This is a genomic window from Elstera litoralis (genome assembly GCF_000963705.1).
Lineage (GTDB): Bacteria > Pseudomonadota > Alphaproteobacteria > Elsterales > Elsteraceae > Elstera > Elstera litoralis.
This window is the reverse complement of record NZ_LAJY01000153.1, coordinates 1-2,592: the sequence shown is the minus strand read 5'-3', so window position 1 is coordinate 2,592 and position 2,592 is coordinate 1. Positions and strand designations below refer to the sequence as shown.

At 61.3% G+C, this 2,592-nt stretch carries 3 protein-coding genes and 1 pseudogene; 3 read left to right on the top strand and 1 reads right to left on the bottom strand.

What is annotated here, in order from left to right:
• From VZ95_RS07145 to VZ95_RS23925, 3 genes and pseudogenes are all read left to right on the top strand, one after another.
• Window positions 1-818, top strand: a pseudogene (locus VZ95_RS07145) (malate synthase A); the annotation flags it as partial.
• 118 nt (window positions 819-936) lie between these two features.
• Window positions 937-1,404, top strand: a complete 468-nt coding sequence (locus VZ95_RS07140) for a DUF2889 domain-containing protein (protein WP_084627625.1) — start codon at window positions 937-939, stop codon at window positions 1,402-1,404.
• Complete coding sequence (locus VZ95_RS23925) at window positions 1,401-1,577, top strand: hypothetical protein (RefSeq protein WP_156995138.1); 177 nt, start codon at window positions 1,401-1,403, stop codon at window positions 1,575-1,577. Before VZ95_RS07140 ends, VZ95_RS23925 begins: the two co-directional genes overlap by 4 nt.
• An 8-nt stretch (window positions 1,578-1,585) precedes the next feature.
• On the opposite strand, the gene VZ95_RS07135 is transcribed toward VZ95_RS23925, so the two are convergent.
• Window positions 1,586-2,539, bottom strand: coding sequence for an acetyl-CoA carboxylase carboxyltransferase subunit alpha (locus VZ95_RS07135; RefSeq protein WP_045775243.1), 954 nt, complete (start codon window positions 2,537-2,539; stop codon window positions 1,586-1,588).
• Window positions 2,540-2,592 lie beyond the last annotated feature (53 nt).

Sequence of the window (2,592 nt, the reverse complement as noted above, 5' to 3'; positions counted from 1 at the left end):
ATTCCGCCGGGCTCAACTGCGGCCGCTGGGATTATATTTTCAGCTACATCAAGAAATTCCGCAACGATCCCAACGCCATTCTGCCGGATCGCGCCTCGGTAACGATGACCTCGCCCTTCCTGCGCGCCTATAGCCAATTGGTCATCAAGACTTGCCACAAGCGTAAAGTTCACGCGATGGGCGGCATGGCGGCGCTCATCCCGGTCAAGGACAATCCCGAAGCCAATGCCGCCGCGCTCGACAAAGTGCAGGCCGATAAACTGCGCGAAGTCACCGATGGGCACGATGGCACCTGGGTCGCCCATCCGGGCCTCATCCCCACGGCGCAGGCCGTGTTCGATGAACATATGAAGGAAGCCAATCAGATTCCGCGCCAGCGCCAGGATGTGCATCCGAACGCGGTGGAACTGGTGACGGCCCCCAAGGGCGACATCACCGAAGCCGGTCTGCGCATGAACCTCAACGTCGGTATCGGCTATATCGAAGCCTGGCTGCGCGGGCTCGGCTGCGTGCCGCTGCATAATATGATGGAAGACGCGGCCACCGCCGAAATCAGCCGCGCGCAAGTGTGGCAATGGCTGCGCCACGGCTGCGCCTTGAAGGACGGGCGCAAGATCACGGTCGATCTGGTGCGCGCCTTTGCGGCGGAAGAGCTGGAAACCTATCGGACCAAGCTCGGCGATGACGCCTTCAAAGCGGGTAAATTCGCCGAAGCCGCCGCCCTGCTGGATACGCTCGTGACCAGCGAGACCTTCGAAGCTTTCCTAACGCTGCCCGCCTATCAGGCCGTCTTGGCCGATGAGGCTGTCGCGGCCTAACGCAGACCTGCTGTGCGCCGGGGGCGGGCTTTTGCCCCCGGCGCACCCTTGCCAAGCTTTCCAACCCACCGCACGCTGAGGTTTCCGTTAAGGTAAACTTTAGTGAGTTGGTTTTCCGATGCCCCTATCGCCCGCCGCCCCGCGCGAGCCTTTCCATACCCGCCAGATTACCCTGAACGGCTATCACCGCGCCGATGGGCTGTGGGATATCGAAGCCCATCTGACCGATGTGAAAGCCTATGCGTTTGATAACGCGTGGAGAGGCCGCGTCGAGCCTGGCGTTCCCGTCCATGAAATGTGGTTGCGCCTCACCATCGACGATAGTTTTACCGTGCAGGCGGTGGAAGCCGTTACCGACCACTCCCCCTTCGAAATGTGCCCCGCCATCGTCGGGAATTTTCAGCGCATCATTGGGCTGAAAATCGGCCCCGGCTGGACGAAAGCCGTCAAGGCGCGCGTCGGGGGAACGGAAGGCTGTACGCATTTGGTGGAACTGTTAGGCCCGGTCGCCACGGTCGCCTTCCAGACCATCGCCCCCGGTAAAGCGCGGCTGAAAGCCTCAAGCGCGGCGAAGACGGCGGCGTGATCGAGTCGACCGACCGGGATTCCGCATCGCCGCTGCAACCGGGTTTCGGCAGCCGCCGCCCGCCAATTCTCGATACCTGCCACGCACTTGCTTCCGACAGTCCGGTCGTGGCGAAACACTATCCGGAATTCTATACGGGCGAGGCTAATAGCCTTACAACGGCGGAAGGCTAAAGGGGCCGTTAAAGCCCCTTCTGCCCCATTTCCAGGAATTTTTCGCGGCGTTGCTGCTTCAGCGCCGCGCCATCGAGCAGAAGCAGCGGACGCAGTTGGTCTTCGATCATGGTGCCGACTTCGGCGATGATCCCGCCGGGGTCGCGGTGCGCGCCGCCCAAGGGTTCCGGCACAATCGCATCGATGACGCCGAGTTTTTCCAAATCTTGCGCGGTGATGCGCAAGGCTTCCGCCGCGTCTTGGGCATTGTCCGACGAGCGCCACAGGATCGAGGCGCAGCCTTCCGGACTGATGACCGAATAAACCGAATGCTCCAGCATGTTCACGCGGTTGCCGGTCGCAATCGCAATCGCCCCGCCCGAGCCGCCTTCGCCGATAATCGTGCTGATGATCGGCACCGGGGCGGCAAGGCAGGCGTCGATTGAACGGGCGATGGCTTCCGCTTGCCCGCGCGCTTCGGCTTCAATACCAGGGTAGGCCCCTGCGGTATCGATCAGCGTAATCACCGGCAAATTGAAGCGCCCCGCCAACTCCAGCAGGCGAATGGCCTTGCGGTAGCCTTCGGGCTTGGGCATGCCGAAATTATGCTTAATGCGGGTGGCCATATCATGACCTTTTTCCTGCGCGATCACCACGCAGCTTTGCCCGCGAAACCGCCCGAGCCCACCGATAATCGCCGCATCCTCGCCGAACGAACGATCGCCGGCCAGCGGCGTGAAATCATCAATCAGCGCCGCGATATAATCGATACCGTGCGGGCGCTGCGGATGGCGAGCAACCTGCACCTTTTGCCAAGCCGTGAGCTTGGCGAAGGTTTGGCGCAAAAGCTTATCGACTTTGACTTCCAGACGACCGACTTCCTCGGCGATATTCACCGTATCGTCGGAGGTCAGGTGCCGCAGTTCTTCGATCTTGGCTTCAAGATCGGCAATTGGCTTCTCGAAATCGAGAAAAGTCCGCATTGACTGGCATTCCCCGGGTCTATCAGGCGGGCGGACCCTGCCTATGTTCGCCC

What these genes read in the sequence shown, in the direction of transcription:
- VZ95_RS07135 (WP_045775243.1), bottom strand. Translation starts at nt 2,539, where the DNA reads ATGCGGACTTTTCTCGATTTCGAGAAGCCAATTGCCGATCTTGAAGCC.
- VZ95_RS07140 (WP_084627625.1), top strand. Translation starts at nt 937, where the DNA reads ATGCCCCTATCGCCCGCCGCCCCGCGCGAGCCTTTCCATACCCGCCAG.